The 21,154-nt window shown below is 66.1% G+C and carries 17 protein-coding genes, 2 rRNA genes and 2 pseudogenes (1 of these 21 running past the window's edge); 14 read left to right on the top strand and 7 right to left on the bottom strand.

Annotation, left to right across the window (positions count from 1 at the left end; translation table 11 throughout):
- The first annotated feature begins 66 nt into the window (after window positions 1–66).
- Both lptF and lptG read left to right on the top strand, forming a co-directional pair.
- Window positions 67–1,146 carry an LPS export ABC transporter permease LptF gene (gene lptF / locus M9902_RS08445; protein WP_297175508.1) on the top strand — a complete coding sequence of 360 codons (1,080 nt, stop codon included), beginning with the start codon at window positions 67–69 and terminating at the stop codon, window positions 1,144–1,146.
- Window positions 1,095–2,240 carry an LPS export ABC transporter permease LptG gene (gene lptG / locus M9902_RS08440; RefSeq protein WP_297222353.1) on the top strand — a complete coding sequence of 382 codons (1,146 nt, stop codon included), beginning with the start codon at window positions 1,095–1,097 and terminating at the stop codon, window positions 2,238–2,240. Before lptF ends, lptG begins: the two co-directional genes overlap by 52 nt.
- A gap of 3 nt (window positions 2,241–2,243) precedes the next feature.
- Here the strand turns inward: lptG and M9902_RS08435 are convergent, their stop codons facing one another.
- Window positions 2,244–2,717: an RDD family protein gene (locus M9902_RS08435; RefSeq protein ID WP_297222222.1), complete on the bottom strand. Its 474-nt coding sequence runs from the start codon at window positions 2,715–2,717 to the stop codon at window positions 2,244–2,246.
- Between the two features lie 84 nt (window positions 2,718–2,801).
- Here M9902_RS08435 and xerD point away from each other — a divergent pair, with 84 nt between their 5' ends.
- The 3 genes from xerD to M9902_RS08420 all read left to right on the top strand — a co-directional run bounded on the left by xerD (window position 2,802) and on the right by M9902_RS08420 (window position 5,104).
- Window positions 2,802–3,755 (top strand): site-specific tyrosine recombinase XerD, encoded by a 954-nt coding sequence (gene xerD / locus M9902_RS08430; RefSeq protein ID WP_297175504.1) that lies wholly within the window; start codon window positions 2,802–2,804, stop codon window positions 3,753–3,755.
- A gap of 111 nt (window positions 3,756–3,866) precedes the next feature.
- Window positions 3,867–4,685, top strand: coding sequence for a DsbC family protein (locus M9902_RS08425; RefSeq protein WP_297222219.1), 819 nt, complete (start codon window positions 3,867–3,869; stop codon window positions 4,683–4,685).
- Window positions 4,682–5,104, top strand: a complete 423-nt coding sequence (locus tag M9902_RS08420) for a cytidine deaminase (protein WP_297222217.1) — start codon at window positions 4,682–4,684, stop codon at window positions 5,102–5,104. Before M9902_RS08425 ends, M9902_RS08420 begins: the two co-directional genes overlap by 4 nt.
- Window positions 5,105–5,122: 18 nt before the next feature.
- Here M9902_RS08420 and M9902_RS08415 read toward each other — a convergent pair whose 3' ends face one another.
- Together M9902_RS08415 and glmS are read right to left on the bottom strand one after the other, a co-directional pair.
- Window positions 5,123–6,445, bottom strand: a complete 1,323-nt coding sequence (locus M9902_RS08415; protein ID WP_297222215.1) for a thymidine phosphorylase — start codon at window positions 6,443–6,445, stop codon at window positions 5,123–5,125.
- A gap of 4 nt (window positions 6,446–6,449) precedes the next feature.
- Entirely contained in the window at window positions 6,450–8,282 is a 1,833-nt protein-coding gene (gene glmS, locus M9902_RS08410; RefSeq protein ID WP_297175496.1) for a glutamine--fructose-6-phosphate transaminase (isomerizing), read from the bottom strand.
- A gap of 260 nt (window positions 8,283–8,542) precedes the next feature.
- On the opposite strand from glmS, the gene M9902_RS08405 reads away from it, so the two are divergent.
- The 8 genes and pseudogenes from M9902_RS08405 to M9902_RS08370 all read left to right on the top strand — a co-directional run bounded on the left by M9902_RS08405 (window position 8,543) and on the right by M9902_RS08370 (window position 17,058).
- Window positions 8,543–9,859 (top strand): efflux RND transporter periplasmic adaptor subunit, encoded by a 1,317-nt coding sequence (locus M9902_RS08405; protein ID WP_297175494.1) that lies wholly within the window; start codon window positions 8,543–8,545, stop codon window positions 9,857–9,859.
- A gap of 13 nt (window positions 9,860–9,872) precedes the next feature.
- Window positions 9,873–10,082 (top strand): hypothetical protein, encoded by a 210-nt coding sequence (locus M9902_RS08400; RefSeq protein WP_297222213.1) that lies wholly within the window; start codon window positions 9,873–9,875, stop codon window positions 10,080–10,082.
- Window positions 10,082–10,832: pseudogene (locus tag M9902_RS08395) on the top strand (ABC transporter ATP-binding protein). The gene M9902_RS08400 and the pseudogene M9902_RS08395 overlap by 1 nt, the downstream one beginning before the upstream one ends.
- A 55-nt stretch (window positions 10,833–10,887) precedes the next feature.
- Window positions 10,888–12,189: an ABC transporter permease gene (locus tag M9902_RS08390; protein ID WP_297222211.1), complete on the top strand. Its 1,302-nt coding sequence runs from the start codon at window positions 10,888–10,890 to the stop codon at window positions 12,187–12,189.
- A gap of 155 nt (window positions 12,190–12,344) precedes the next feature.
- A complete protein-coding gene (locus tag M9902_RS08385) occupies window positions 12,345–13,586 on the top strand; it encodes an FtsX-like permease family protein (protein WP_297222209.1) in 1,242 nt (413 codons plus the stop codon).
- Window positions 13,587–13,608: 22 nt separating this feature from the next.
- Window positions 13,609–14,523 (top strand): annotated as a pseudogene (locus tag M9902_RS08380) (sigma 54-interacting transcriptional regulator); the annotation flags it as partial.
- Between the two features lie 434 nt (window positions 14,524–14,957).
- Window positions 14,958–16,262: an ATP-binding protein gene (locus M9902_RS08375; RefSeq protein ID WP_297170435.1), complete on the top strand. Its 1,305-nt coding sequence runs from the start codon at window positions 14,958–14,960 to the stop codon at window positions 16,260–16,262.
- Window positions 16,263–16,296: 34 nt separating this feature from the next.
- On the top strand, window positions 16,297–17,058 hold the full coding sequence (locus tag M9902_RS08370) for a CPBP family intramembrane glutamic endopeptidase (RefSeq protein WP_297222207.1): 762 nt from the start codon (window positions 16,297–16,299) through the stop codon (window positions 17,056–17,058).
- Here the strand turns inward: M9902_RS08370 and M9902_RS08365 are convergent.
- A complete protein-coding gene (locus tag M9902_RS08365; protein WP_297170438.1) occupies window positions 17,044–17,340 on the bottom strand; it encodes a helix-hairpin-helix domain-containing protein in 297 nt (98 codons plus the stop codon). The two genes, M9902_RS08370 and M9902_RS08365, sit on opposite strands and share 15 nt — an antisense overlap.
- The gene (gene glmU, locus M9902_RS08360; RefSeq protein WP_297170440.1) at window positions 17,337–18,707 is read right to left on the bottom strand and encodes a bifunctional UDP-N-acetylglucosamine diphosphorylase/glucosamine-1-phosphate N-acetyltransferase GlmU; all 1,371 of its coding nucleotides are present in this window, start codon (window positions 18,705–18,707) and stop codon (window positions 17,337–17,339) included. Before glmU ends, M9902_RS08365 begins: the two co-directional genes overlap by 4 nt.
- Window positions 18,708–18,774: 67 nt before the next feature.
- Here glmU and M9902_RS08355 point away from each other — a divergent pair, with 67 nt between their 5' ends.
- Window positions 18,775–19,158 (top strand): GtrA family protein, encoded by a 384-nt coding sequence (locus M9902_RS08355; protein WP_297170442.1) that lies wholly within the window; start codon window positions 18,775–18,777, stop codon window positions 19,156–19,158.
- 57 nt (window positions 19,159–19,215) lie between these two features.
- Here M9902_RS08355 and rrf read toward each other — a convergent pair.
- A 5S ribosomal RNA gene (gene rrf / locus M9902_RS08350) occupies window positions 19,216–19,328 on the bottom strand.
- A gap of 211 nt (window positions 19,329–19,539) precedes the next feature.
- Window positions 19,540–21,154, bottom strand: a 23S ribosomal RNA gene (locus tag M9902_RS08345) (it continues 1,378 nt past the right edge of the window).

The following is a 21,154-nucleotide window of genomic DNA, read 5'->3' as shown; positions in this document are numbered from 1 at the left end:
TGCGCAGTCGCGGCCTGGCGTGGCGCGTGGCGCGGCAAACCTCCGATTCTAAGGCAACCCGGCCCGATGCCGAAGCTGGACCGCTACCTCAGCAGTGAATTCATGCGTGCCGTACTGGCAACGCTGCTGGTGCTCGTCATCGTCAGCCTCGGCGGTGTGTTCGCCGACCTGATCGGCGAAATGGCGCTGGGCAAGGTGCCGCCACCACTGCTGCTCTCGCAGCTCGGGCTGCGCCTGCTCGGCTATCTGCCGGTGATCCTGCCGCTGGCCCTGCTGCTGGGTCTGCTGCTGGCGACCGGGCGCCTGTACCGCGATTCGGAAATGCCGGTGCTGGCGGCGGTGGGCGTCGGTCCGGGCCGGCTGCTGCGTCCACTGTTGCTGGTGGCGCTGCCGGTGGTCTTGCTGATCGCCTCCTGCTCGCTGTGGATCGGCCCTTGGGCCAATCGGATGGCCAAGGCGATGGTGATCGAGGCCAACCGCAACCTGCTGGTGGCCGGGCTGGAGCCGGGCCGTTTCACGCCGATGGCCAATGGCGGCGTGGCCTATGCCGGCGAGATGTCGTCCGATGGCACCAAGCTGGGCCGGGTGTTCATCTACCGTGAGCGTGGCGACCGGATGGACGTGGCGACCGCCCGCACCGGCGAGCTGTACCGGGACCACGGCGTGCGCGTGCTGGCCCTGATGGACGGCTTCCGGGTGGAAGGCCCCGCCAGCGGCGATCAACTCGACTACCGGCTGATGCGCTACCAGCGCAACGAGATCCAGCTTCCCGAAGCCGACCCGCCCAGTCGTCTCGACGAGCCGCCGTTCCGCACGACCACCGAGCTGCTGCGGATGCCCGGCACGGCGGCGGGCGCCGAGCTGCACTGGCGGGTGGCACCGGCGCTGCTGGCGCTCGCGTTCGCGCTGATGGCCATCCCGCTGGCGCGCACCTCGCCGCGACAATCCCGCCACGGGGCGATGCTGCTGGCGTTCGCCGCCTACCTCACCGGCATCTTCCTGACCATGCTGGGCGTGCAGTGGCTGGCCGAGGGCCGGCTGCCGCTGGCCTTCGGCCTGTGGTGGCTGCTGGTGCCGCTGCTGGCGGTCGGGGTCTGGCTGTTTGTCCGCGACGGCCAGCCGCTGCTGCCGAGGCGCCGGCGATGAAACACTGGCCGCGCCTCCACGACCGCTACATCGCCCGCGCCATCGTGACCAGCGTGCTGCTGGCCTGGGGCGTGCTGATGGGCCTGGAAGTGGTGCTGTCCTTCGCCGATGACCTGAGCAACATCGGCAAAGGTTCCTACACGATCAACCACGCCATCGCCGTGGCCGGGCTCAACCTGCCCAGTCGTGCCTACGATCTGTTTCCAACCGCGGCGGTGATCGGCGCCCTGCTGGGCTTGGGCGAATTGGCCGCCACGTCGGAACTGACCGCCCTGCGTGCGCTGGGCCTGTCACGCCGCCGAATCGGGCTGTCCGTGCTGCTGGTGCTGGTCGGCTTCACCGCGCTGATGGTGGTCAACGGCGAAACTCTCTCTCCCTGGGGCAGCGACCGCGCGCAGGCGATCCGCTCGATCCGCCACAGCGACATGGTGGTCTCACGCTACGACGGCCTGTGGGCGCGCGAGGGCGGGATGTTCCTGAGCGCACGCGGCGGCGAGCAGAAGCAGCGCGGCGATGACCGCTGGCTGGAGCTGCACGGCGTGCGGATGTTCGAATTCGCCGACGACGGACGGCTGCGCTCGATCGCCAATGCGCGCATCGCCGAGCACCACGGCGACCACTGGACCTTGCACGACGTCGAGCGCATCCGCTTCGACGCCAAGGCGGTACAGCGCAGCCAGGCCGCAACCGAGCGCTGGGACTCGCGCCTGAGCGAATCCGTGCTGGCCGCCAGCGTCACCAAGCCCGGCAACATGGGCAGTGCGCAGCTGCGCACCAGCATCGACTATCGCCAACGCAACGGGCTGGACGCCGCCAACTACGAACGGGTCTATTGGGGACGCTGGTTCTACCCGTTGAACGTGCTCACGCTGTGCCTGGCCGCCGCACCCTTCGCGTTCGGCTCCCTGCGCAGCGGCGGCTACGGCAAGCGGGTCTTCATCGGCATCGTGTTCGCGCTCGGCTTCTGGCTGCTGCAGCAGGTGGCCACCAAGCTCGCCGGCATCTACCACTTCGATTTCCGGATTGCCTACGCGGTGCCGCCGCTGCTGATGCTGGCGGTGTCGTGGATGGTGTTCCGACGGCGCAGCGGTTAGCGGTCATCCGCCCCCGTTGCCAGAAGGCAGCGGTAGGCTGTTTCCGGCACGCCCGGTTTTCGGCAAGCGGACCAGGCGCGTCGCGCTGGCGCGGTCGTGCCAGGTCAGTCGGTCACGGTCGAACCACGCCCACCAGAACCCGAGTCCGCCGATGGCCAGCGACAGGCAACCCATGCCAAAGCGTCGCCACAGTCGGCTGAATTCCGGCGCGCCGCCGTCATCGGCCACCACCCGCAATCGCCACGGACGCATGCCGATGGTCTGACCACCGCGCTTCCAGCTCAGCGTTGCGTACAGCCCGGCGATGGCCAGGAAAACGACGAACTCCATTGCCCCCAGCCAGCCGCCGCGCACTGCGTCGCCGTGGGCGAAGGTGAACACCGCCGCGGCCACGAACCACAACGCCAGCAGCGGGAAGAAATCGTACAGCAGCGCCAGCAGGCGCCAGCCCAGCAAAGTGGAGGGACGATCGGACATGGCGACAGGATACAGAGCCCCTCTTTCAATGCCGCGCGATCAATGTCCCCGCAGGCTCGGGGAAGGCTGCTCTATGCTTGCCCCATGCCCACGACCGCCGATCGCCGTCACCTGTTTTCCGACCTGCCGGCGCTGGAGGCGGCGGACGCCGGTGCGATCGAGCGCTGTCTGGACGCACTCTGGGCCGAACGCGGTCTGGCCAAAGCGACGCTGGCGGCCTACGGCACCGATCTGGAACTGCTGGCGCGCTGGCTGCGGCAGGCACGCGGGCATGCGCTGATCGCGGCCGGGCGCGAGGATCTTTTCGACTATCTTGCTCTGCGCGCACGCGCCGGCTACAGCCCGCGCAGCGGCGCACGGCTGCTGGCCAGCCTGCACGCATTTTACGGGCACGCGGTGCGCGAAGGCCTGCGCCCCGACGACCCGGCGTCGCTGCTGCAAGCACCGAAGCTGCCGCGATTGCTGCCCAAGGCGCTGTCGGAGGCGCAGGTGTCCGCGCTGCTGGAAGCCCCCGATGGCACCGACCCGCTCGGCCAGCGCGATCGCACCATGCTGGAACTGATGTACGCGGCCGGACTGCGGGTGAGTGAATTGGTGGGCCTGCCTGCCACCGCGCTCAACCTGCGCCAGGGGGCACTGCGCGTCACCGGCAAGGGTGGGAAGGAACGGCTGGTACCGCTGGGCGACGAGTCGCGGCACTGGCTGGAGCGCTACCTGCGCACGTCGCGGCCGGCCCTGCTGGGAAACAGCCCGGAAGTCGCCGCCCTGTTCGTGGCCCCCGGCGGCGGCGCGCTCAGCCGGCAGGCGTTCTGGGCACTGGTCAAACGCCATGCGGCGACGGCCGGGATTGATCCAGCGCGGATCAGCCCGCATGGGCTGCGGCACAGCTTCGCCACCCACCTGCTCAACCACGGCGCCGACCTGCGATCGCTGCAAATGCTGCTCGGCCACGAATCACTGTCGACCACCCAGATCTACACCCTGGTGGCCCGCGACCGTCTGCGCCACCTACACGCCCTCCACCATCCGCGTGCCTGAATGGACCACCACGTTGCGCGATGTCGGTCACACGAGCCAGCGTGGAACGTGGGAAAATGCGGAACCGCTGGTGCAGCCACAAGCCCAACCGGCAGAGCCCGTGGAGTTTCGATGAAGCAGTTTGCCCTCTCCTTTCTGATCCTGCTCAGCGCCAGCCTGTCGGCCTGCGCGCAGCCGGCCGCCGCACCCACTGCCGGCACCGCGCCCGTCGCCGAAACTGCAGCCACGCCGGGCGAGCCCGCCTACGCCGCCGGCACCCCCGAGGCCCGCGCCCGGGAAGCACTGCGACGGCTGGATCCGCGCATCACCGTCGAACGGATCGGCCCCGCGCCGCTGCCGGGTTTCCGCGAGGTGGTCGCCGCCGGTCAGGTGGTCTACGTCAGCGATGACGGCAAGTACATGTTCTCCGGCGGCCTGCTGGATTTGGCCAATCGCTCGAACCTGAGCGAAGCGGCGATGGCCGGGGTGCGCAAGTCCATCCTCGCCACCCTGCCGCAGTCCGACCGGATCGTGTTCGCACCCAACGGCCCGGCCCGCTACACCGTGGTGGTGCTGACCGACATCGAGTGCGGGTTCTGCCGCAAGTTCCATCAGGACATCGCCAAGTACACCGCGCTGGGGATCCGGGTGGAATACCTTGCCTTCCCGCGCGCCGGCCTGGGCAGCGACGACTACCGCAAGATGGTGGCGGTCTGGTGTGCCCCGAACCGCCAGCAAGCGCTGACCGACGCCAAGAACGACCGCCCGGTACCGATGACCGCCTGCCCGCGCACGCCGGTGGACATGCAGTACCGCGCCGGCCAGCGGATGGGCCTGGAAGGCACGCCGATGATGCTGACCGCCGACGGCAAGCTGCTGGGTGGCTACGCCTCGCCGGAAGACCTGCTGCGGCGGCTGAAAGCCGCCCAAGGTGAAGTCGCGGCTGGATGAGCACTTCCGCCGCCGACATGGACGCACTGCACACGCGGGCGGATGCGGCGGCGCAGTCGGCCTACGCGCCCTATTCGCGGCTGCACGTGGGCGCGGCGCTGCGTTCGGCCAGCGGCAGGATCTACACCGGATGCAACGTCGAAAACGCCTCGTTTTCGATCGGTGGCTGCGCCGAACGCGCAGCGATCGCGGCAGCGGTGCAGGCCGAAGGCCAGGCGTTTCGGCTGGACGCGATCGCGGTGGCGGCCTTCCGCGATGACGGGCTGGCGCTGCCGATCACGCCCTGCGGCGCCTGCCGGCAGGCGCTGGTGGAATTTGGCGCCGACGCGCAGGTCGGCTTTCGGCAGCCCGACGGGACTTGGCTGACGGTCAGCGCCGACGCGCTGCTGCCCTACCGCTTCTGCTTTCCCGATCGCTGAGCCGGGCGTCGCGGCCACTCACGCCTGATCCAGCCAGCGCCAGGCGTCCACCGCCTCCGGCGCCACTTCGCCCAGCGCGAATGCCGATTGCACCTGCGCCACCGCACGCTCGGCCTCATCGCGACTGCGCGCATGCACCTGCGCCAGCGGCTCCCCGGCGGCCACCCGCTCGCCGCGCTCGCGAATTCCGGACAGGCCCACGGCATGGTCGATCCCGGCTTCCGGCCGCCGCCGGCCGCCGCCCAGATCGATCACGGCTTCGCCCAAGCCGCGCACGTCGATGGCCTGTACGAAGCCCACGTCCAGCGCCGGCACCGGCAGTTGCACCGGCGCCTGCGGCAGGTGCCGCTGCGGATGCTCCAGCAGATCGCTTGGCCCACCCAGCGCTGCCACCATCCGCGCGAAGCGCTCGGCCGCCGCGCCGCTGGCCAGCGCGCGTTCCAGCCGCACGTGCGCGTCTGCATCATCGACCGCCAGCCCGCCCAGGCACAGCAGGCGCGCCGATTGCGTCAACACCAGCGCACGCAGGCGCGGGCAGGCCGGCGCGCCGGTGAGCAGATCGAGGATGGCGCGCACTTCCAGCGCATTGCCGGCCTCGCGCCCCAGCACCTGGCCCATGTCCGACAGCAGCGGCGCCAGCGTCAAGCCGCTGCCGCGAGCCACTTCCCGCATGCGCACGGCCAGCGCAACCGCGTCATCCTCGCGCGGCGTCTGCGCACCGTTGCCGACCTTGACATCCAGCACCAGCGCCTGCGCGCCGCCGGCAAGTTTCTTCGACAAAATCGAGGCGACGATCAGCGGTTCGACGTCGACCGTGGCGGTCACGTCACGAATCGCATACAGCCGCCGGTCAGCCGGCACCAGATCATCGGTCTGGCCAATGATCGCGCAGCCCACCTCACGCACCACCGCGCGCAAACGCTCGGGATAGGGATAGGGATCGTAGCCGGGCAGGCTTTCCAGCTTGTCCAGGGTGCCGCCGGTATGACCCAACCCGCGCCCGGACAGCATCGGCACGAAGCCGCCGCAGGCCGCGACCAGCGGCGCCAGCGCCAGGCTCACGCAATCGCCGACCCCGCCGGTGGAATGCTTGTCCAGCGCCGGGCCGGGCAGATCGTCCCAGCGCAGGCAGCGTCCGGTATCACGCAGTGCCAGGGTGAAGTCGCTGCACTCTTGCGGCGCCATCCCGCGCAGCGCCACCGCCATCGCGAACGCGCCCACCTGGCCTTCGCTCCACTCGCCGCCGCCGATGCCCTGCGCAATCGCGTAGAGCTGATCCGCCGACAAGCGTCGTCCCTCACGCTTGGCGCGGATCAGGGCGGTGGCGGGCAGGTGTGTCATCGGGTCACTCCACCGTCACCGATTTGGCGAGGTTGCGGGGTTTGTCGACGTCGGTGCCCTTGACCAGCGCGACGTGGTAGGCCAGCAGTTGCACCGGGATGGCCTGCACGATCGGTGACAGCTCGCCAACGTGGCGCGGGGTGCGGATCACGTGGACGGCATCGGAGGCACCGAAGCTGCTGTCCGCATCGGTGAACACGAACATCTGGCCACCGCGCGCGCGCACTTCCTGGATGTTCGACTTCACCTTTTCCAGCAAGGCATCGTCGGGGGCGATCACCACCACCGGCATGTTCTTGTCGACCAGTGCCAGCGGGCCGTGCTTGAGCTCGCCGGCCGGATAGCCCTCGGCGTGGATGTAGGAAATCTCCTTCAGCTTGAGCGCGCCTTCCAGTGCGATCGGGTAGTGCACTCCGCGGCCGAGGAACAGCGCGTGCTCGCGCGCGGCGAAACGTGCCGCCCAGGCCGCGATCTGCGGCTCCAGGTTGAGCGCGTGTTGCACGCTGCCCGGCAGGTGGCGCAGCTCATCCAGCAGTGCCGCCTCGCGTGCGCCATCGATGCGCCCGCGCAGCTTGCCCAACGCACCGGCCAGCGCGAACAGCGCCACCAGTTGCGTGGTGAAGGCCTTGGTCGAAGCCACCCCGATCTCGGCGCCGGCGCGGGTCAGCAACAGCAGGCGGCTGGCGCGCGGAAGCGCACTTTCGGGCACGTTGCAGATCGACAGCGTCTTGTCGGCACCGGAGGCTTTCGCATGCTTGAGCGCCTCCATGGTGTCGAGGGTTTCGCCCGACTGCGAGATGGTGACGACAAGTTGGCGCGGACCGGCGACCACGCTGCGGTAACGGTATTCGCTGGCGATATCCACCGCGCAGGGAATCCCGGTGAGCGCCTCGATCCAGTAGCGCGCGACCAGCCCCGCGTAGTAGCTGGTGCCGCAGGCGAGGATCTGCACCGAATCGACCTCGGCGAAGAGCGCCGCCGCATCTGCGCCGAACAGCGCCGGATCGAAGCCACCGGCCGCCACGATCCCTTCCAGCGTGTCGGAAATCGCGCGCGGCTGTTCGTGGATCTCTTTTTGCATGAAGTGGCTGTAAGGGCCCAGCTCCAGCGAAGCCAGCGAGACATCGGACACATGCACTTGCCGCTCGACCGGTACATCGCCGGTATCGAACACCCGCACCCCGGCGCGCGTGAGTTCGGCGGTGTCGCCCTCGTCGAGGAAGATCACCCGGCGGGTGGCGGAAACGATCGCCGACACGTCCGATGCCACGAAATTCTCGCCCTCGCCCAGCCCGACCAGCAGCGGGCAACCCATGCGCGCCGCCACCATCACCTCGGGATCGCGGCGGTCGATCACCGCCAGCGCGTAGGCACCGTGCAGTTCTTTCACTGCCGCCTGCAGCGCCGCCAGCAGGCTCTTGCCCTGGGCGCGATGGTGATGGATCAGATGGGCGACCACCTCGGTATCGGTCTGCGATTCGAACACGTAGCCCAGCGCCTGCAGGCGTGCGCGCTGGTCCTCGTGATTCTCGATGATGCCGTTATGCACCAGCGCCAGCTCGCCGTGGCTGACGTGCGGATGCGCGTTGCACTCGGTGACACCGCCGTGGGTGGCCCAGCGGGTGTGGCCGATGCCCAGCGTGGCGTGCACGCCTTCGGCTTGCGCCGCGGCCTCCATCTCGGCGACCCGTCCGGTGCGCCGTACGCGGCGGATCTTCCCGTCCTCGATGACGGCGATCCCGGCTGAATCGTAGCCACGGTATTCCAGTCGCTTCAGGCCATCGACCAGCAAGGGAACGACATCACGGCTGGCAATGGCACCGACGATTCCGCACATGCGGCAGGGCTCCTGAGGGAAGTGCGCAGTTTAAGGCAACGTCGGAATAACGCGCCCCACACCCGCCGGCAGAAGGCGCCCTCACCTCACCCCAACCCCTCTCCCGGCGGGAGAGGGGCTACACGCGGGCGGTGCTGTTGAGAGCGCTGCCCACTGTCCGGCCGGTCAGCGACAGCGTCCGGACGGACACAATGTCGCGCGATATAACTTCGTAAAATCAATTGGTTGCAGTTGGCACGCTTGTTGCGTCTCTTTTAGGCATGGAAACGTCAAGCTCCCCTTCGCCGAACACCGACCGCCGCCGCATCCGCGACACCGCTGGGCAGGATCAGGTCATCGCCACCCCGCCCGCCCGCAATCGCCGCAGGCGGATGGCCGTCGCCGCCGGTGGTCTTGTCGCGCTGGCGCTGGTCGGCTGGGTGGGCTACGGCTGGCTGGGTGGCGCGCATTCGTTCGATGGTTCGCGCATCCGTATCGCCGAAGTCACCCGTGGCGATCTGGTGCGCGACATAAATGCCGATGGCCGGGTCATCGCCTCCAACAGCCCCACCCTGTATGCCATTGCCGCCGGCACCGTGCGCCTGTCCATCGTGGCCGGCGACAAGGTGACCAAGGGCCAGGAACTCGCGGTGATCGACAGCCCGGAACTGCGCAGCACGCTGGTGCAGGAGGAATCCACTCTCGCCAGCCTTGAGGCCGAGGCCAGCCGCGCACTGCTGGATGCGCAGATCACCCGCGCCAATGCACAACGTGCACTGGAGCAGGCCGAAATCGACCGCACCGCGGCGATGCGCGATCTGGAACGCTACCAACGTGCCTATGCCGGTGGCGCGGTGTCGCAGAACGATCTGTCGCGGGCGCAGGACATGCTGAAGAAGGCCGATATCGGCCTGGCCGCGGCGCAGCGCGATGCCCAGTTGCAGGGCGCAGGGGCCGGACTCGATTCACGCAACAAGCAACTGCAGGCACAGCGCCAACGTGCCGTGGTGGATGAGGCACGTCGCCAGGTCGACGCCCTCACCCTGCGTGCGCCGTTCGATGGTCAGGTCGGCCAGGTGCAGGTGCCGCAGGGCACCAGCGTCACCGCCAACGGCCCGGTGCTGAGCGTGGTCGACCTGAGCCGGTTCGAGGTCGAGATCAAGGTGCCTGAAAGCTTCGCGCGCGACCTCGGCATCGGCATGCCGGCGCAGATCGGCACTGACGACCGCAATTATGCGGGCGAGATCGCCGCGGTTTCACCCGAGGTGGTCAGCGGTGAAGTGACCGCGCGGGTGCGCTTTGCCAACGGCCAACAGCCGCCGGGGCTGCGCCAGAACCAGCGCCTGAGCGTGCGCATCGTGATGGACACCCGCAACAACGTGCTGATGGTGGAACGCGGCCCCTTCGTGGAACAGGACGGCGGCCACGTCGCCTACGTTGTCGACGGCAGCAGCGCGAGTCGTCGTCCGATCCGGCTCGGCGCAGCGAGCCTGGCCGCGGTGGAAATTCTCTCTGGACTGAAGGCCGGTGACCGCATCGTGGTCTCCGGAACCGATCAGTTCGACAACGCGGACCGCGTCCGCATCTCCGGCAACTGAAGGAACACACGCCATGAACATGACTTTCTCGCACTCGCCCCGCTTCCTCTGGACCCCGCAGCAACTGGCGGACGCCGTGCCGCTGCGCCTCTCCCAACTGCTCGACTTCAATGCCCTGCGCGCCGCCACGCCCGCGGCCGCCAACACGCTGCACCGCAGCCGTCGCGACTGCCAGGGCTACTTGCCCAGCGCCTCCAGTACGGATTCGTTCCGCGTCCGCTGATCCCTCCACGACCAAGGAACTCGCCCCAATGCTCCACATGCGCCAACGTCACCAAGGTCTATCGCACCGAACTGGTGGAAACCCACGCCCTGCGCTCGCTCGATCTGCACGTGGCCGATGGCGAGTTCGTCGCCGTCACCGGCCCCTCGGGTTCCGGCAAGACCACCTTCCTCAACATCGCCGGCCTGCTGGAAGAATTCACCGGCGGCGATTACAGCCTCGATGGCGTCAACGTCAAAGGCCTCTCCGACAACGCCCGCAGCAAGCTGCGCAACGAAAAGATCGGCTTCATCTTCCAGAGGCTTCAACCTGATCCCGGATCTCAACCTGTTCGACAACTGCGATGTGCCGCTGCGCTATCGCGGCATGCCCGCCAGCGAACGCAAGCTGCGGATCGAGGATGCGCTGGGCCTGGTGGGCCTGGGCTCGCGGATGAAGCACTACCCGGCAGAACTGTCCGGCGGCCAGCAGCAGCGCGCCGCGATCGCCCGCGCGCTGGCCGGCAGCCCGCGCCTGCTGCTGGCCGACGAACCCACCGGCAACCTCGATTCGCAAATGGCGCGCAGCGTGCTGGAACTGCTGGAAGACATCAACGAGCAGGGCACCACGATCGTGATGGTGACCCACGATCCCGAGCTGGCCGCGCGCGCGCAGCGCAACGTGCACATCGTCGATGGCATGGCGACCGATCTCGGCGTGGCGCCTGTGCTGGCCCGCGCCGCACAGGAAACCACTTCAGCCTCGGCATGAAACGCCGTCATCCCCGCGAAAGCGGGGATGACGAACAACATCCACGGAGCAACCCATGTTCGGCTACTACCTCCACCTCGCCCTGCGCAGTTTCAAGCGCAACAAGGCACTCACCGCGCTGATGGTGCTGGCCATCGCGCTGGGCATCGGCGCCTGCATGACCACGCTGACGGTGTTCCATGTGCTGTCCGGCGATCCGATCCCGGGTCGCAGCGGCAATCTGTATTACGTCCAGCTGGATCCGCAGTCGATGCGCGGCTATCAACCGGGCGAAGAGCCCTCGGCCCAGCTGACCCGATTCGACGCCGAGGAATTGCTGCGTGAACACCGCGGCGACCAGCAAGCGCTGATGACCAGCGGCAGTGTTTCGGTGACGCCTGAGCGCGCCGGGCTGGTGCCATTCCTGAGCGACTCGCGCTACGCCAGCGCCGACTTCTTCCCGATGTTCGACGTGCCTTTCCTGTACGGCAATGGCTGGTCTGCCAAGGAGGACGCTGCACACGCACGGGTGACGGTGATCTCGAAGTCGCTCAACCAGCGCCTGTTCAACGGCGCCAACAGCGTGGGCAAGACACTGCGACTGGACCAAAGCGACTTCACCATCGTCGGCGTCCTCGACGACTGGAAGCCGACCCCGGCGTTCTATGACATGAACCAGGACACCTTCGGCGACCGCGAGGACGTCTTCCTGCCGTTTTCCACCTCGCGCGATCTGCAGATGACACGCGGCGGTAGCCTGGATTGCTGGAATGACCCCCACGACGACCCCACCGGCCTCAACGCGCCCTGCGTGTGGATCCAGTACTGGGTCCAGCTCGATACGCCAGCGAAGGCCCAAGCCTATCGCGATTATTTGACCAACTATTCCGAACAGCAACGCAAGGCTGGGCGCTACGAACGGCCCACCAACATTCGCCTGCGCAAGGTCATGGAATGGCTGACGTTCAACAAGGTGGTGCCCAGCGATGTCGTGCTGCAGCTTTGGCTCGGCTTCGGCTTCCTGTTGGTGTGCCTGGTCAATACCGTCGGCCTGCTGCTGGCCAAGTTCTTGCGCCGCAGCGGCGAAATTGGCGTTCGTCGCGCATTGGGGGCATCACGGATGGACATCTTCAAGCAATGTCTGGTCGAGGCCGGGATGATCGGCTTGGCGGGTGGCATTGTCGGTCTGGGCCTGTCGCTGCTGGGCCTGTGGGCGGTGCGCATGCAGCCGGCCAGCTACGCCAAGCTCGCCCATCTGGATCTTGGCATGTTGCTGACGACGTTCGTGTTGGCGGTGGCCGCCAGTTTGCTCGCCGGACTATTGCCCGCATGGAGCGCCATGCAAGTGACGCCTGCGATCCAACTCAAGTCGCAATGAATATTCGTTTTCCTTCTCCCTATGGGAGAAGGTGACCCGCAGGGCCGGATGATGGTTCGTCGTAGTCCATCAAGCTGCACTTCCCCCGTCCATCCCGAACCCCCACCCCAACCCCTCTCCCGGAGGGAGAGGGGCTAAACCACCGGAGTCCCTCCATGGAAATCCGCCCCATCCTCTCCACCCTGATGCGCCACAAGACCGCTGCCGCGCTGATCGTGCTGGAGATTGCGCTGACCTGCGCGATCATCAGCAATGCGCTGTTCATGATTGGTGATCGACTCGTGCAGATCCGCGAGAACAGCGGCATCTCCGAAAAGGAATTGGTGCGCGTGCAGATCACCGCGATCGGTAACGACGCTGATGCCGTCGCCCGCACGCGTACCGACCTGGCCGTACTGCGTGCAATCCCGGGCGTCAAGGACGCCACCATCGTCAACCAGGTGCCGTTCGTGAACACGTCCTGGAACAGTGGCGTGAACATAACGCCGAAGCAGGAACAACCCACCCTCCATGCCACGCTGTACATGGCGGAAGAACACTTCCTCGACACCTTCGGCGCCAAGCTCGTCGCCGGTCGAAACTTCAATGCCGACGAGTACCTCGACTACGACGTGGTGCAAAAATCTGGCGAAGCCTCTGCCGTCCCCTCCGTGATCATCACCCGGAAAATGGCGGAGAAACTCTTCCCCGGCGTATCGCCTGCGAACGTGATCGGCAAGCCCATCTACACCGACGGCATGGCACCTACCCGCATCGTCGGCGTACTGGACCATTTTGTCCGTCCCGGCAGGCAGGGCGGGCCGTCCGCCCGTGAATACACGATGGTGTTGCCGATCCGCACGCATTACAACGTGGGCGGCAACTACGTCATCCGTACCGAGCCTGGCCGTCGCGCCGAGGTGCTGAGAGCAGCGGTGACGGCACTGCGAGCACAAGGCAACGATCGCATCATCCTCGACGAGAACAGCAAGAGTTTCGAAGAGCTGCGCAACGCGTTCTACCAAGCCCCGCGTTCGATGGCATGGCTGCTGGGCGCGGTCTGCGTGGGCTTGCTGCTCATCACCGCGCTCGGCATCGTCGGCCTCGCCAGTTTCTGGGTGCAGCAGCGCACCAAGCAGATTGGTATTCGGCGTGCGCTGGGTGCCACCAAGGGCCAGATCCTGCGCTACTTCCAGACCGAAAATTTCCTGTTGGCCGGCATCGGCATCGCACTCGGCATGCTGCTGGCCTTTGCGCTCAACCAGCTGCTGATGAGCAAATACGAGCTGCCCCGCCTGCCGCTGTTCTACCTGCCGATCGGTGCGCTCACGCTCTGGCTGCTGGGGCAGGTCGCGGTGTTCGGGCCCGCCCGTCGCGCAGCCTCGGTGCCACCGGCCATCGCCACCCGTTCGGCCTGAGCAACCGCCTACAATCGCCGACATGCCCACGATCCTCGTCATCGACGACAACCCTGCGGTCGGCACGGCACTAGAAGTGCTGTTCTCGCTGCATGACATCCGCTGCCTGCGCGCGGAGTCACCGGATCAGGGTCTTGCGGTGCTGGCGCAAGCCCCGGTTGACTTGGTCGTGCAGGACATGAACTTCGTCGCCGACACCACCTCCGGCGACGAAGGCGTGGCGCTGTTCCATCAGATCCGCGAGCGGCATCCGGATTTGCCCGTCATCTTGCTGACCGCATGGACGCACCTGGAAGCGGCGGTAGAACTGATCAAGGCCGGCGCCGCCGACTATCTGGCCAAACCGTGGGATGACCGCAAGCTGATGGCCACGGTCAACAACCTGCTGGAACTGGGTGAGGCGAGGCGCGAGCTGGCGCAGGCCAAGCGCAGCGAGCGCCAGCGCCACAGCACGCTGGAACGCGAATTCGACCTGCGCGGAACACTCTTTGCCGATCCAGCCAGCGAAGCCGTGCTGGCACTGGCCTGCCAGGTGGCGCGTGCCGACATCCCGGTGCTGATCACCGGGCCCAATGGCGCCGGCAAGGAACGTTACGCGGAAATCCTGCACTTCAACAGCGCCGTGAAAGCCGGCCCGTTCGTGGCGCTCAACTGCGGCGCGCTGCCCAGCGAGCTGATCGAAGCCGAGCTGTTCGGTGCCGAAGCCGGTGCCTATACCGGCGCCAACAAGCCGCGCGAGGGCAAGTTCGAAGCCGCCGATGGCGGCACTTTGTTCCTCGACGAAATCGGCACCCTGCCCTTGGCGGGGCAGGTGAAGCTGCTGCGGGTGCTGGAAACCGGCCGCTTCGAGCGCCTCGGCGGCAACCGCGAACGCAGCGTCAAGGTGCGCGTGGTCAGTGCCACCAATGCCGACCTGCCGGCGCTGATCGCCGAGGGCAGGTTCCGCGAAGATCTCTATTACCGCCTCAACGGGATCGAGCTGCGCATCCCGCCGCTGGCGGCGCGTCCGCGCGACATCCTGCCCTTGGCCCGCCATTTCCTGCCTGCCGGCAAACGCTTGGGCGAGGATGCCGAGCGCGTCCTTCAGCGGCATCCATGGCCCGGCAATGTGCGCGAACTGCGCAACGTGATGCAACGCGCCGCGCTGCTGGCGCGTGGCGATCTCGTGAGCGCGGGTGATCTTGCCCTTCCTGCCGTGTCCGTGAACACGGCAACGCCCGCAGTGGACGAGCCGGACCGGGCCAGCATCGAAGCCGCGCTGGCCCGCAGCGGCGGCGTGTTGGCGCAAGCCGCTGCGGAACTCGGCCTGTCACGGCAGGCGCTGTACCGCCGGCTCGACCGACTCGGCATCGCCCGCGACTGATGCGTGCCATGCGCCCGCGCTCGCTGACCGTCCGGCTTGCCCTGATCGCGCTGGTCGCGGCTGCCAGTAGCGCGCTGCTGTCCCTCCTCCTTGTCCGCTGGCTGCAGCCGTGGGCGGCATGCCTGTTTGCCGTTGTCGCCGTGGCCGCGCCCACCGCGTGGTGGATTCGCAGCACCTTGCAGCCCGCCCGCGCTCTGTTCCGTGCCTTGTCCGGCACCGTATCCAGCTATCGCGATGGCGATTTCAACTTCGGCATCCGCTGGGACCATCGCGATGACCTCGGCGACCTAGTGGCCGCGCACAACGCGCTCGGTGACGCCTTGCGCGAACAGCGGCTGGCCTTGGTGCAGCGCGAGTTACTGCTCGACACCATGGTGCAGAACACCCCGGTGGCGATGCTGCTGGTCGATCCGGCACGCCGCATCGTGCTCGCCAACATCGCCGCACGCCACCTGCTGGGCGAAGGCCGCCGCCTCGAAGGCCATGCCCTCGGTGATTTGCTGGCGAGCACCGATCCAGCCGTTCGCGACGCCTTCGGGCGAGGCGGCGACGGCATGTTCACGGTGGGCAATGACGATGCCGAGGAGATTTTCCATCTCGCCCGCCGCAGTTTCCGGCTCAATGGCCGCAACCACGAGCTGTTGTTGCTGCGACGCCTGACCACGGAGCTGCGCCGGCAGGAAGTGCAGACGTGGAAGAAGGTCATCCGCGTCATCAGCCACGAACTCAACAACTCACTGGCGCCGATCGCATCGCTCGCGCATTCCAGCGCCGAACTGCTGCGCCGTGGCCAGCACGATCGACTGCCGGAGGCGCTTGCTACGATCGAGGAACGCGCGCGTCACTTGGAAGGCTTCATCCGCGACTACGCACGCTTCGCCAAGCTGCCCACGCCTCGACTCGCAACGGTGCCGTGGCAACGCTTCATCGAACAACTGCGCAGTCAGGTGGCGTTCAACGTCGAACTGCACCCTGCCGACGGCAGCGTGCGCTGCGATGCCGCGCAACTGGAGCAGGCGCTGATCAACCTGCTCAAAAATGCACACGAATCCGGCTGTACGCCGGAGCAAGTGCGACTGTCGATTCGGCGCATCGCAGAAGGCTGGCGTATCGAGGTCCTCGATCGCGGCAGCGGCATGAACGCCGCGGTGCTGGCCAATGCCCTGCTGCCGTTCTATTCCACCAAGCGCCACGGCACCGGGCTCGGGCTGGCGCTGGCGCGGGAAATCGTCGAAGCCCACGGCGGCCGCATCGCCCTGCTCAACCGCGAAGGCGGTGGGCTGTGCGTGTCGATGGTGCTGCCCGACCGATGATTCCGTTTTCACTGCCATTGCCGGAGTGCCGCCGATGAACAAGCGCCTTGCCATTGGGTTTCTGTTGCTGTTTGCCATTTATCAGGCGTCGGAAGGACTCCAGACCGTCTTTGCGCCCACAAGCCCACTGGGGCCTGCGCTGATGCTCCTGACCTTGGTGCTTGCCTGGCCGGTCGGCCGCTGGATCGATGGCAGCGGGTTTCGCGCTTATGGGCTGGTCGCCACGCGCTGGCTGCCGCTCCTGGCCAGCGCCCTCCTGCTTGCCGTCATCGCCAAACTGGCAGCCGAAGCCATTGCGCTCGGCCTGGGCGTCGAGCAATTCGTGCCGGCGGTTCCCCTTTCGCTCACCGTCATCGCCATCGGTCTGGTCACCACCTTCATTCCATCCATCGCCGAGGACATCCTCACCCGCGGTTTCCTGCTGCGATTCACGCCACGCCCCTTGGGATTCTGGATGTATGTCATCGCCTCTGCGGCGCTGTACACCGCCAACCATCTCTGGCGGCTCGACTGGGGAATCAGCGAGCAAATCCGCCTGTTCTGCCTGGGACTGGCCTACGCCGCCGCCGCATGGCGCATGCAATCACTGTGGGTTGCGGTCGGGCTGCACTGGGGCTGGAATCTGAGCAATTCGCTGCTGTCGCAGGCCTGGCAGACGACCATGGCAGATCCCGTCGAGGGACGCTGGATCTCGGCTGCCGTTCACCTCGTCCTGTTCGCATTCATTGCCCTTTACCCGGCAGCCGCAAGCGAAAAGCCGGGAGAAAAGCCGAACGCCACATCATCCTTCCGCTGACACCAGCAGTGCCTTGCGCTGTGCGGTGTAGTTCCACCACGGCTGCGCCTCGCCGCCCTGCATGAAATCGGTTATCGACAGGAACACGTCGATCACGCAGGGGTCATGCTGCTGGCTCGTAAGCAGGCACAGTTCGGCGTACATGTCCCAGGCGTTGCGATCGAGCAATTGCTGCGGATGCTCGATGCCGAGCAGGCGCAAGTCCGCGGCACACGCCGGCCCGATATTGGGCAAGTCGGTCAGCGTGCGCACCACCTCGCGCCGGACCTTGGCGGGATTCATGGTGTTTTCTTGATCGGGCGTTTCCAACCATCCAGCGTCATCTGGCGCGCACGAGCCAGGGTCAGCTTGCCTTCTGGGGCATCCTTGCTCAGGGTCGAGCCGGCGCCGATGGTCGCGCCTGCGCCAATCGTGACCGGTGCCACCAGCGCGCTGTTGGAACCGATGAAGGCGCCATCTTCTATCGTCGTGGTGAACTTGTTCACCCCGTCGTAGTTGCAGGTGATGGTGCCGGCGCCGATGTTCACGCCCGCGCCGACCTGCGCATCACCAAGATAGCTCAGATGATTGGCCTTGCTGCCCGGGCCGAGCACGGCTTTCTTGGTCTCGACGAAATTGCCGATGTGCACGCCGTCGGCCAGTACCGTGCCCGGACGCAGCCGCGCAAACGGACCGATCTGCGCGGCGCCATCGACGTTCGCGCCTTCGATGTCGCAATGGGCACGCACTTCGGTGCCGGCACCAATGACCGAATCCTTGATCCGGCAGAACGGGCCGATGCGCGCGCCATCACCCAGGGTCACTTCACCTTCGAACACCACATCGACATCGATCTCGACATCGCGTCCCACGCTGACGCTGCCGCGCACGTCGATCCGCGCGGGATCGGCGAGGCGCGCACCGGCAGCGCACAACAGCTTTGCCTGGCGCGACTGATACGCGCGCTCCAGCTGGGCCAGCTGCCATGGGTCATTCGCGCCTTCGGCTTCGATCGGATCGTCGATCAGCACGACTTCGGCTGAGGCGAATTCGTGCGCGGCGGCGGCGAACACGTCGGTCAGGTAGAGCTCGCCTTGCGCATTGTCGGCGCGGACGCCCGACAGCCAACGACGCAGGGATACGGCATCGGCCACGATCATGCCGGTGTTCACCAGCCGGATCCGGCGCTGGTCTTCATCGGCATCTCGCTGTTCGACGATCGCCGCCACGTGGCCCTCGGAATTGCGCACGATCCGGCCGTAGCCAGTCGGATCGTCCAGCTCCGCCGCAAGAACGGCCAAGCTGCGAGTGGCGTCGAGCAGCTTGCGCAGGGTCTCGGGCGTCACCAGCGGCACGTCGCCGTACAGCACCAGCACGCGAGCACCGTCAGGAACACCGGGCATCGCCTGCATGACGGCATGGCCCGTGCCGAGTTGCTGCACCTGATGCGCCCACTTCAAACCGAAATGATCGGCAAACGCGGCGCGAACCGCATCACCGCCATGCCCGTACACCAGGTGGATGCCGGCCGGTGCCAGCGCCCGCGCTGCGTCCAGCACGTGGGCGAGCATCGGCTGGCCGGCAATGCGTTGCAGCACCTTGGGCAGCGCCGAGCGCATGCGCTTGCCTTCGCCGGCGGCCAGGATGATGACGTGGAGCGGTGCTGCCATGGGATGTCCTCGTGATTCGCTGCAATTCTACCGTCGCCGGGCGTGCGCTTCGGCGACAATGCGCTCGATGACCCTGAAACGACATCTCGGCAGGTACGCCCTCAGTGGCCTGCTGCAATGGGCGCTGGAATACGCGGTAGTGCTGGCGCTCAGCCAATGGCTGCTGCCGATCGCAGCCGCCAACGTGATCGGCCGTGTCTGCGGCGCGCTGTTTGGCTTCTGGCTCAACGGGCGTTGGACATTTGCCGGCCACAGCCACGGGCTGAGCCGGCGCGCCGGCCTGCGATTCGTTCTGGTTTGGGCCGCCATGACCGCCCTGAACACCACCTGGGTCGGCCTCATCGCCCACCACACCGACCTGCGCACGGCGCAGCTGCTCAAGCCCGTCGGCGACATCATCACCGCCGGGCTGGGCTTTCTGCTGTCGCGCCACTGGGTCTATCGGCGCTGAGGGTCCGGCCAAAGAAAAACCCCCGACCAGTGACCTGATCGGGGGTTTTGGATAAGGCCCTGGCGATGACCTACTCTTGCATGCGGATGCACACTACCATCGGCGCGGCTGCGTTTCACTTCCGAGTTCGGGATGGGATCGGGTGGGACCACAGCGCTGTTGTCACCAGGGAGAGGGTGGAGGGTCGCTGACGGCATTGCTGGAATGCCAAGCGCACACGCTCTCGTGGGGTTGCGGGCTCTTCCTGGGAAGTCGGCACAGGGATGTGCCGGCTCTTGCGAAGGACTCGCGGATAAGTGGGAAGTAGCGAACATTGATCGACGAGGCCCAACGTGCGTCGAGGCCAAGGGCTTTGGTCGTGCCAAAGCAATTTGAGGTGATATGGTCAAGCCACACGGATCATTAGTACAGGTAAGCTCAACGCATTGCTGCGCTTACACACCCTGCCTATCAACCACCTGGTCTTGATGGTTCCTTCAGGGGGCTTGTGCCCCGGGAGATCTCATCTTGAGGCGCGCTTCCCGCTTAGATGCTTTCAGCGGTTATCGCTTCCGAACATAGCTACCCGGCAGTGCCACTGGCGTGACAACCGGAACACCAGAGGTTCGTCCACTCCGGTCCTCTCGTACTAGGAGCAGCCCCTCTCAAATCTCCAACGCCCATGACAGATAGGGACCGAACTGTCTCACGACGTTCTGAACCCAGCTCGCGTACCACTTTAAATGGCGAACAGCCATACCCTTGGGACCGACTACAGCCCCAGGATGTGATGAGCCGACATCGAGGTGCCAAACACCGCCGTCGATATGAACTCTTGGGCGGTATCAGCCTGTTATCCCCGGAGTACCTTTTATCCGTTGAGCGATGGCCCTTCCATACAGAACCACCGGATCACTAAGTCCTACTTTCGTACCTGCTTGAGCCGTCGCTCTTGCAGTCAAGCACGCTTATGCCTTTGCACACAGTGCGCGATGTCCGACCGCGCTGAGCGTACCTTCGAGCTCCTCCGTTACTCTTTGGGAGGAGACCGCCCCAGTCAAACTACCCACCATACACGGTCCCCGACCCGGATTACGGGCCCAGGTTAGAACGTCAAGCACATCAGGGTGGTATTTCAAGGTTGGCTCCATGCCAGCTAGCGCCGACACTTCACAGCCTCCCACCTATCCTACACAGACGAACTCAACGTTCAGTGTAAAGCTATAGTAAAGGTTCACGGGGTCTTTCCGTCTTGCCACGGGAACGCTGCATCTTCACAGCGATTTCAATTTCACTGAGTCTCGGGTGGAGACAGCGCCGCCATCGTTACGCCATTCGTGCAGGTCGGAACTTACCCGACAAGGAATTTCGCTACCTTAGGACCGTTATAGTTACGGCCGCCGTTTACTGGGGCTTCGATCAAGAGCTTCGCCTTGCGGCTGACCCCATCAATTAACCTTCCAGCACCGGGCAGGCGTCAGACCCTATACGTCCACTTTCGTGTTTGCAGAGTCCTGTGTTTTTGATAAACAGTCGCAGCGGCCTGGTTACTTCGGCCTCGCTCAGCTATGAACCATGCGAGGCGCACCTTCTCCCGAAGTTACGGTGCTATTTTGCCTAGTTCCTTCACCCGAGTTCTCTCAAGCGCCTGAGAATTCTCATCCTACCCACCTGTGTCGGTTTGCGGTACGGTCTGCATACACTGAAGCTTAGGAGCTTTTCCTGGAAGCGTGATATCGGCAGCTCTGTCCAATTGGACTCGTCCTTGGTCTCAACGTTGCACTCCCGGATTTGCCTAAGAGCACCGCCTCAACCCTCTCACCGGGACAACCAACGCCCGGCCTGCCTAACCTTCTCCGTCCCTCCATCGCATGTATGCGAGGTGCTGGAATATTAACCAGCTTCCCATCGACTACGCATTTCTGCCTCGCCTTAGGGGCCGACTCACCCTGCGTCGATTAACGTTGCGCAAGGAAACCTTGGGCTTTCGGCGTGCGGGCTTTTCACCCGCATTGTC

Source organism: Thermomonas sp., assembly GCF_023953935.1.
GTDB lineage: Bacteria > Pseudomonadota > Gammaproteobacteria > Xanthomonadales > Xanthomonadaceae > Thermomonas.
The sequence above is the reverse complement of the archived record's forward strand: the minus strand, read 5'-3'. Positions and strand labels throughout refer to the sequence as shown.

Excerpts from the sequence above, each read along its gene's own strand:
- M9902_RS08435 (WP_297222222.1), bottom strand. The coding sequence starts at position 2,717 with ATGTCCGATCGTCCCTCCACTTTGCTGGGCTGGCGCCTGCTGGCGCTG.
- M9902_RS08425 (WP_297222219.1), top strand. The coding sequence starts at position 3,867 with ATGAAGCAGTTTGCCCTCTCCTTTCTGATCCTGCTCAGCGCCAGCCTG.
- glmU (WP_297170440.1), bottom strand. The coding sequence starts at position 18,707 with ATGGCAGCACCGCTCCACGTCATCATCCTGGCCGCCGGCGAAGGCAAG.
- M9902_RS08385 (WP_297222209.1), top strand. The coding sequence starts at position 12,345 with ATGGAAATCCGCCCCATCCTCTCCACCCTGATGCGCCACAAGACCGCT.
- glmS (WP_297175496.1), bottom strand. The coding sequence starts at position 8,282 with ATGTGCGGAATCGTCGGTGCCATTGCCAGCCGTGATGTCGTTCCCTTG.
- M9902_RS08400 (WP_297222213.1), top strand. The coding sequence starts at position 9,873 with ATGAACATGACTTTCTCGCACTCGCCCCGCTTCCTCTGGACCCCGCAG.
- M9902_RS08370 (WP_297222207.1), top strand. The coding sequence starts at position 16,297 with ATGAACAAGCGCCTTGCCATTGGGTTTCTGTTGCTGTTTGCCATTTAT.
- M9902_RS08355 (WP_297170442.1), top strand. The coding sequence starts at position 18,775 with ATGACCCTGAAACGACATCTCGGCAGGTACGCCCTCAGTGGCCTGCTG.
- M9902_RS08415 (WP_297222215.1), bottom strand. The coding sequence starts at position 6,445 with ATGACACACCTGCCCGCCACCGCCCTGATCCGCGCCAAGCGTGAGGGA.
- lptF (WP_297175508.1), top strand. The coding sequence starts at position 67 with ATGCCGAAGCTGGACCGCTACCTCAGCAGTGAATTCATGCGTGCCGTA.
- M9902_RS08420 (WP_297222217.1), top strand. The coding sequence starts at position 4,682 with ATGAGCACTTCCGCCGCCGACATGGACGCACTGCACACGCGGGCGGAT.
- M9902_RS08405 (WP_297175494.1), top strand. The coding sequence starts at position 8,543 with ATGGAAACGTCAAGCTCCCCTTCGCCGAACACCGACCGCCGCCGCATC.
- xerD (WP_297175504.1), top strand. The coding sequence starts at position 2,802 with ATGCCCACGACCGCCGATCGCCGTCACCTGTTTTCCGACCTGCCGGCG.
- M9902_RS08375 (WP_297170435.1), top strand. The coding sequence starts at position 14,958 with ATGCGCCCGCGCTCGCTGACCGTCCGGCTTGCCCTGATCGCGCTGGTC.
- M9902_RS08365 (WP_297170438.1), bottom strand. The coding sequence starts at position 17,340 with ATGAATCCCGCCAAGGTCCGGCGCGAGGTGGTGCGCACGCTGACCGAC.
- M9902_RS08390 (WP_297222211.1), top strand. The coding sequence starts at position 10,888 with ATGTTCGGCTACTACCTCCACCTCGCCCTGCGCAGTTTCAAGCGCAAC.